Origin of the sequence: Succinatimonas hippei YIT 12066 (assembly GCF_000188195.1) — a bacterium.
Classification (GTDB): Bacteria; Pseudomonadota; Gammaproteobacteria; order Enterobacterales; family Succinivibrionaceae; genus Succinatimonas; species Succinatimonas hippei.
In genome coordinates this window covers 39,602-47,348 of record NZ_GL830963.1, presented here as the reverse complement: position 1 = coordinate 47,348, position 7,747 = coordinate 39,602, and the positions used below count along the sequence as shown (strand labels likewise).

The 7,747-nt window shown below is 42.1% G+C and carries 9 protein-coding genes and 1 tRNA gene; 3 read left to right on the top strand and 7 right to left on the bottom strand.

What is annotated here, in order from left to right:
- The 3 genes from HMPREF9444_RS11200 to cmk form a co-directional block, all read right to left on the bottom strand.
- Window positions 1-189, bottom strand: a 189-nt coding sequence (locus HMPREF9444_RS11200) for a hypothetical protein (protein WP_222859199.1), incomplete at its 3' end; no start/stop codon positions are given.
- A complete protein-coding gene (gene rpsA, locus HMPREF9444_RS02570) occupies window positions 164-1,837 on the bottom strand; it encodes a 30S ribosomal protein S1 (RefSeq protein WP_009142781.1) in 1,674 nt (557 codons plus the stop codon). The genes HMPREF9444_RS11200 and rpsA, both read right to left, overlap by 26 nt.
- 120 nt (window positions 1,838-1,957) lie before the next feature.
- Window positions 1,958-2,635, bottom strand: a complete 678-nt coding sequence (cmk, locus tag HMPREF9444_RS02565; RefSeq protein WP_009142780.1) for a (d)CMP kinase — start codon at window positions 2,633-2,635, stop codon at window positions 1,958-1,960.
- Window positions 2,636-2,865: 230 nt separating this feature from the next.
- Between cmk and HMPREF9444_RS10475 the strand changes: the two genes are divergently transcribed.
- Complete coding sequence (locus HMPREF9444_RS10475) at window positions 2,866-3,252, top strand: hypothetical protein (RefSeq protein WP_050778978.1); 387 nt, start codon at window positions 2,866-2,868, stop codon at window positions 3,250-3,252.
- 146 nt (window positions 3,253-3,398) lie between these two features.
- Window positions 3,399-3,998: a GTP cyclohydrolase II gene (ribA, locus tag HMPREF9444_RS02555; protein ID WP_009142778.1), complete on the top strand. Its 600-nt coding sequence runs from the start codon at window positions 3,399-3,401 to the stop codon at window positions 3,996-3,998.
- Between the two features lie 257 nt (window positions 3,999-4,255).
- Here ribA and HMPREF9444_RS02550 read toward each other — a convergent pair.
- Window positions 4,256-4,345: transfer RNA gene (locus tag HMPREF9444_RS02550), tRNA-Ser, on the bottom strand.
- Between the two features lie 24 nt (window positions 4,346-4,369).
- Between HMPREF9444_RS02550 and HMPREF9444_RS02545 the strand changes: the two genes are divergently transcribed.
- Complete coding sequence (locus HMPREF9444_RS02545) at window positions 4,370-4,702, top strand: TusE/DsrC/DsvC family sulfur relay protein (protein ID WP_009142776.1); 333 nt, start codon at window positions 4,370-4,372, stop codon at window positions 4,700-4,702.
- A gap of 50 nt (window positions 4,703-4,752) precedes the next feature.
- Here HMPREF9444_RS02545 and pgsA read toward each other — a convergent pair whose 3' ends face one another.
- From pgsA to thrB, 3 genes are all read right to left on the bottom strand, one after another.
- A complete protein-coding gene (gene pgsA / locus HMPREF9444_RS02540) occupies window positions 4,753-5,370 on the bottom strand; it encodes a CDP-diacylglycerol--glycerol-3-phosphate 3-phosphatidyltransferase (RefSeq protein WP_009142775.1) in 618 nt (205 codons plus the stop codon).
- Window positions 5,371-5,498: 128 nt separating this feature from the next.
- A complete protein-coding gene (gene thrC / locus HMPREF9444_RS02535; protein ID WP_009142774.1) occupies window positions 5,499-6,779 on the bottom strand; it encodes a threonine synthase in 1,281 nt (426 codons plus the stop codon).
- Window positions 6,779-7,747 (bottom strand): homoserine kinase, encoded by a 969-nt coding sequence (thrB, locus tag HMPREF9444_RS02530; protein ID WP_009142773.1) that lies wholly within the window; start codon window positions 7,745-7,747, stop codon window positions 6,779-6,781. The genes thrC and thrB overlap by 1 nt, the downstream gene beginning before the upstream one ends.

Sequence of the window (7,747 nt, the reverse complement as noted above, 5' to 3'; positions counted from 1 at the left end):
GGTTTTAGCCGCTGATCTTTTTTGATAAACAAAACTATCTTTGTTCTCCATTATTGATGCAAAAATTTTTAAGCTACATAAAAAAACAAAGCCCCGAATCATAAAATTCGAGGCTGCAATTAAAACCTGCAGGATTTTTACTGCAGGTTTTTCATAAGAATAATTATTCAGTCTTACCTGCGGCGGCAAAAGCTGCGGCCATAGCAGTAGGAGCTGCTTCTTTATTCTGCTTTTTGTTGAGGTTTTCTAAAGCTTCTTTCTCTTCGGCTTCATCTTTAGCGCGAATAGAAAGAGTCAACTGACGGGTCTTGCGATCTACGTTGACAAGCTTAGCCTCTACGCTGTCACCTTCTTTCAATACGGTGGTAGCATCTTCAACACGATCACGAGAGCAATCGGAGGCACGGATATAACCGACAACGCCTTCGGCAAGTTTAACATTTGCGCCGCGTGCATCAACAGACTCAACAGTACCGGATACGATTGAACCCTTGTGGTGAGTTGAGAGATAATCTGCAAACGGATCTTCTTCGATCTGCTTTAAGCCTAAAGAAATACGCTCGCGCTCAGGATCTACCTGAAGAACTACAGCAGTAATCTCGTCACCCTTCTTGAACTCGCGAACAGCTTCTTCACCTGACTGCTGCCAAGAAATGTCGGACAAGTGAACCAAACCGTCAATACCGCCCTCAAGACCGATAAAGATACCGAAATCGGTGATGCTCTTAATCTTGCCGGTTACGCGATCTCCCTTAGAGTGGGACTCGGCAAACTGCAGCCACGGATTAGGCTTGCACTGCTTAAGACCCAAGGAAATACGACGACGCTCCTCGTCAATTTCGAGAACTTTAACAGTAACGACGTCACCTACTGAAACGACTTTAGACGGGTGAATGTTCTTATTGGTCCAATCCATCTCGGAAACGTGAACCAAGCCTTCAACGCCTTCCTGAATTTCAACGAAGCAGCCGTAATCGGTAAGATTAGTAACCTTGCCCTCGATGTTGGAACCGATCGGGAAACGAGCTGCAATATCAGCCCAAGGATCAGCACCTAACTGCTTCAAGCCTAAGGAAACGCGCTGACGCTCACGGTCAAACTTGAGAACTTTAACGGTAATCTCATCGCCGACATTAACGATTTCGCTCGGGTGCTTAACACGCTTCCAAGCCATATCGGTAATGTGGAGCAAGCCGTCAACACCGCCCAAATCAACGAATGCGCCGTAATCGGTAAGGTTCTTAACGATACCCTTAACTTCCTGACCTTCCTGAAGGTTGGCAAGTACTGACTCACGCTCGGTTGAGTTTTCAGACTCAATAATGGCACGACGAGAAACAACTACGTTGTTGCGCTTCTGGTCAAGTTTAATCACCTTGAACTGGAGCTCTTTGCCCTCAAGATGAGTAGTCTCGCGTACCGGACGAACATCAACCAATGAACCCGGGAGGAAAGCGCGGATACCGCCCAACTGAACGGTAAAGCCGCCCTTGACCTTGCCGTCAATGACGCCGACAACGGCTTCATTGTTCTTAAAGGCTTCTTCAAGTTTAGCCCAAGCTTCGTTGCGCTTAGCTTTTTCACGGGACAATACAGTTTCACCGTCACCTGACTCTACAGACTCTAAAGCTACGTCAACAACATCGCCGACTTTAACTTCAATCTCGCCCTGAGCATTCTTAAACTGCTCTGCAGGAATGGTGGACTCTGATTTGAGACCGGCATCAACGATTACATAGTCGTTATCGATAGCGACGATCTTGCCTTTGACCATAGAACCCGGACGGGTTTCAATTTCTTTTAAAGACTCTTCAAAGAGTTGTGCAAATGATTCCATTAAGGTAACAAATTTCCAGTTGCGCCTCTAAGCTTCCGTGCCTTCGAGGGGTTATTAAAAAACACCGTCATCCGTGACGGCAAGGTTCAATCATAAACTTATGCTTATGATTTGAAATCTTTATTTATCAAGTTTTTCTTTGACGATTTCCATAGCTTTGTTGAAAACTTCTTCAACCGTCATATCTGATGAGTCAATGATGACTGCATCGTCTGCAGGCTTTAACGGAGCAACACTACGATTACGATCGCGTTCGTCGCGCTCGGTTATTTCCTGCAAAATAGCTGCATAATCAGCTGTTTTTCCGGAACTTTCAAGCTGCAGCACACGGCGTTTTGCCCGTACTTCACATGAAGCATCCAGAAAGATTTTAACTTGTGCATCAGGAAACACTACGGTTCCCATATCGCGTCCGTCGGCGACCAAACCTGGCTCCTGACGAAAATCGCGCTGTCTTGCAAGCAGCGCCTGGCGGACTCTCGGTAAAACGGCTACCTTACTGGCATTAGCTCCGGCTTCTTCAGTACGAATTGCTAAAGAAACGTCTTCACCGTTTAAAATAACGTGAACGCCGTCATCTTGAGGTTCAAAAGCCAAATTAACCACTAAAGCTTCCTGAACTAATGAATCCTCATCAAACAAAGCAAGACCAGCTTTACGTGCAGCATATGCCAAAACACGATAGATAGCACCGGAATCAAGCAGTTCATATCCTAAAGAACGAGCAAGACGCTTCGTCAGCTCGCCTTTGCCCGCACCGCCCGGACCGTCTACAGCAATAACAATCGGTTTTGACATTTAAAAATCCTTAAAATCTAAATTTGGCTATTATATCAGGTTTAAAAATAAGATTCTAAATAATTTTGCAGCTTATTTTTCCGTATTTCATGAAAAAACCGTCCTTAAAAAATTTCTATATTAAAAACTTTTTGTAAAAACATGAAACGCTTAAAACTATTTAACTTAAAAGTTTTAAGTCACCTTATATACTAAACCGTATGACACTAAACGATTTTAAGGAGATTTCTATGCCCCATCCTGTTCGGCCTTGCCTTTCTCTTGCTGTCGCAACTGCGCTTATTTGTTCCGGATCTTTACTTGTATCCGTCAATGCATACGCAGCCGACAATAACGAAATCCGCGATTTTACTCGGCAAGCACTGTTTATTCCCGATGCTTCCGTTTCTTTTCGGCAAATTGACGATGATTGGAATGAGCATAACAGACGATACAAGCATGAACGAAATCATCACGATTATGACGACGATTGGGATGATGACGATGATGACTGGGATGATGACGATTGGGAAGAGGACGATGATTGGGACGACAACCAACGATATCGTGGCAGATACGGCGACAGCGACGATTTAAGCGATGATCTTGAAGACGATGAACCATGGGATGATGATTAGTCCGATTATCCTACATTAGTACAGTCCGCTTTCATGTATTATTAAGAGCCGATTTTACATCATCATGCATATCGAATATGTTAAAATGAATATTTTAAATATTCTTTAATTTTTAAAAACAACTGGTTAAACCAAACAGGCTACTAATGTCAGATATATTACAACAAGGACCTATTGCTAAACTGCCGACCAAACACGGCGTTTTCGACATTACGATTTTCAGAGACAAGAACTTGCTCGACCACGCAGTTCTTTCCATGGGAGATTTAAAGGACGGCGAACCTGTTTTATGCCGAATCCACTCCGAATGTCTGACCGGCGACGCATTAGGCAGCTTACGCTGTGACTGCGGTTTTCAGCTCGACGCTGCATTAGCAAAAATCGCTAAAGTAGGACGCGGAGCTTTATTATATATGCGCCAAGAAGGCCGCGGCATCGGCTTGTTCAATAAAATAAGAGCCTATCGCCTTCAAGACGAAGGGCTTGATACCGTCGAAGCCAATCTGCGATTGGGTTTTCCTTCAGACGGCAGGCATTATGATATTTGTGCTGACATCATGCGCCAATGCGGCTTTACCAAAGTGATTCTTATGACCAATAACCCGGCTAAAATTGACGATTTAAAGCGCCATGGCATTGAGGTCATTGCGCGAGAAGCCCTTGAATACGGTCGCAACCCCTATAATGAGAATTATTTAAACACTAAAGAATCAAAAATGGGTCATTTACTGCATCATCAGGACTAATTTCTGTTTTTCTGCAGTTTGCCCGCTATATAAGAGTCCGACAATAGAGCGGACTTTTTGTTTGTCTGATTCTGAAATTATTTGTTTTTGCTTTGTAAACTCTTTTATTAGGCTAAACAAAGAATACGGTAAAAACAGCAGAATCGGCAAAATATAAATATAAAATATACAATATATTAAAATTTATATATTTTTTTTATAAACTTTTGAATTGTGCTTTAACAGCTAGATTTAAAAAGGAAGGATTTTTAGATGAATGGCGGACAGAGTGAGATTCGAACTCACGGAGGGCGTAAACCCTCGACGGTTTTCAAGACCGTTGCATTCAACCGCTCTGCCATCTGTCCGTCTGAAAACGGAGAGCATTATATATGAGTTTTTCTTATAATGGAAGAGTTTTTTTAACAGATAGTGAAGGTTTTTTATTAAATAAGGATGAATGGTCCGAAAATTTGATGCTTTTTATGGCGCAAAACCTAGGATTGACCCTTACTGAGCAGCATAAAATCGTTATTTATGAAGTAAGAGCTTATTATAAAGAGTACGCGACAACTCCTGCCATGCGAGTGTTAATCACAACCTTAAAAAAGAAAGGACATACGGATTTGGCGTCATCAGTAACACTTGCCAGGCTATTTCCCGACGGAGCTGCAAAAACCGCAGCTAAACTTGCAGGATTGCCCAAACCCGTAAAATGCATCTAAACAAGAGGAAATGAAAAATGTGCTCTTTAAATTCTTAAAGAGCACTATATTTATTTATTGCTGACAATAGCAGATTTGGCAGGATCCACCGGCTCCATCATATTACTGATACCGGCTTTTAAATAAACAATCATCGACCAAATAGTTAAAATCGTAGCAACAATTAATAAAACAGTTGCCAAATAAATCATAATATTATTATGGCGCCATATAAGACCTGCAATTGCTATCATTTGAATTGTAGTCTTCCACTTACCGATTTTGCTTACCGCAACTACGGCTCTCTTACCTATTTCCGCCATCCACTCGCGCAAAGCTGACACTAAAATTTCGCGTGAAATAATGACTATCGCCGGAATCGAGATCAAAAGATTGAAACTAAAATCAGTTATAAAATCACGTCCGTGAACTGAGTAATATTCAACGATTAACACTAACGCAGTGCACACCATGATTTTATCGGCAACAGGATCTAAAAAAGCGCCGAATTTCGTGGTCTGTTTGAGTTTTCTTGCTAAGTATCCGTCAAGAAGATCGGTTAAAGCCGCGAGCACGAACACAAATGCCGCAATCATATTAGATCTTGGGGTCGGATAATAAAATAAGGCCACGAACACAGGGATCATGACCACACGCAATAGTGTAAGTATATTAGGAAGATTTAACATATATAACCTTTTTCTCTTTATCCTAATATTATACTTTTTTCCAGCTAATAGACATAGCTGTTAACCATAATCTTGACCGATTGATCACAAAAGGTAAGCAATAGCTTACCTTTTGTATTTATGTCTAATTAAATATTAAGCTCTTTTAAAATGTAATCTTTAAGCTTCGTGTAATCAGGATCTAAAGTAACTGATTTACTGTCTAAATTCTTACGTCTTTCAAGAGCCTCAGGCAAAGCTACATCAATACTTAAAACCTTATCAACATCTGCTTTAAACTTAGCAGGATGCGCAGTTCCTAAGAAAATACCCACTTCATCTTCTTTTAAATGTGATGACAGAACTTTCCAGGCGATTGCGGCATGCGGCTCTAACACGTACCCCGTCTTATTATGCAGCTCACGCATGGCTGCCATGGTTTCATCATCATTTAATGAGCCGTAACCAAATGCATCAAGATCCCAGTGCTCCATCCTGCATAAAGCTTCGACACGCGGCCAGTTATTAGGTCTTGATATATCCATTGCATTTGACAGCGTCGGAATAGTGGCATGAGGATCCCATTTACCGCTTTTAAGATAGCGAGGTACAGTATCATTTGCATTACAGGAAATTACAAAACGACACTTAAGACCTAAAGCTTTAGCTATAAGACCTGCAGTAATATTGCCGAAATTACCGCACGGAACCGAAAACACAAGCTTGTCACGCTCCGCTTTAGACAACTGAGAAGCTGCTTCAAAATAATAGCAAACTTGAGCCAGCAATCTGCTGATATTAATGGAGTTTGCAGAATTTAGACCTACCTTCTCTTTAAAATCGGCATCATCAAAAGCTTTTTTCACCAAATCCTGACATTCATCAAACGTTCCGTTAATCTGCACGGCACGAATATTTCCGCCTAAAGTGGCAATTAATTTTTCCTGCAGCTCTGAAATTTTTCCCTTAGGATACAAAACCACTACATCAATTCCCGACTGCTTAAAAAACGCATCGGCAACAGCAGCTCCGGTATCACCGGATGTTGCGGTCAAAATAGTCAAATGCTTATTACCGCGCACGGCTGACAATACTCGAGCCATAAAGCGCGCTCCGAAATCTTTAAAAGCCAACGTCGGACCGTGAAAGAGTTCAAGAGCATAAATACGATCATCTGCTTTAACAAGCGGAGCTTTAAAAGTAAAGGCGTCTGCGATAATACTTTCAAGCTCAGGAACTTCATCTCCGATTAAATGTCTTAAAATAACCTGAGAACGTTCTACAAGCGGCATTTCAAGCAGATTATCGATATTGTCAAGCGGTTTTATTTCATCAGGGAAAAACAACCCTTGATTAGATCCGATCCCGCGTTTTACTGCAGTCGCAAAATTAACCTGCTCACTTTTATCTTTTAAATTAAATAATTCCATTAAATCTCAACCTCTTCCACTGTTGATCCTTTTTCATCAATAAAGCAGACATGAGCAAAACCGTCCTCATTGGCAATAAAATTACGCTCAAGCCATTCTTTCATTTCAAAAGCATCATCTTTATCGGTAAAAATTGAAAAAATCGAAGATCCGGAACCTGAGATCCCTGTCGCCAAAGCACCCAAAGCCGCTCCGTAGCTTCTTGCCAGATCAAATCCCGGAATCAATTGCGCACGATACGGCTCGGCAATAACATCAATAAGGCAGGCAGCAGCTAATTTCTCATTACGCGTATGACAGGCATGAACGAAAGTCGCCAAACGTCTGCCATAAGTTATTACATCTTGTCTGCGATATTGCGCCGGCAATATAGAACGGGCCGCCGCAGTGGAAACTTTTATGCCGGGGAAACATGACACCCAATACCAATCTTTAAACGGCTCAAGACTTTGACTTATAACACCGTGTTCTCCGATTATTAACTGCAATCCGCCGTAATAGCAGGGAGCAACGTTATCATAATGAATAGAACCTGAAATTTTTCCTTCAAGCTCACCCATTAATTTAATCTTTCCCTCTTCCCCGAGGGCATTGCCGTGAATGGCGTCAAGGGCTACAACGGCAGCCACGACGGATGCTGCGCTTGACCCCAATCCCGAACATACGGGAAGATTTTTTTCAAGCACAATGGATAAATTCAGCGCTTTTTTCCCCTGTGACTCAAGAGCTTTTTTGTATGCGTTATACGCATCAAAAACGATATTCTTTCTGGGGTCGGTTGGCAATTTATGAACAAATCTGCCCTTGGTCGTTACCTGGCAGCCGTTACATCCCGGATTTTCATTTACGGTAACAAAATCACCTAAAGGCTGACCTGAAATCGGTCTTAAAGCAGCGCCGAGCAAATCAAAGCCTACGGATAAATTAGCCGCTGACGCGGGAGCATAAGCTCTATATGCCTTAGTCAT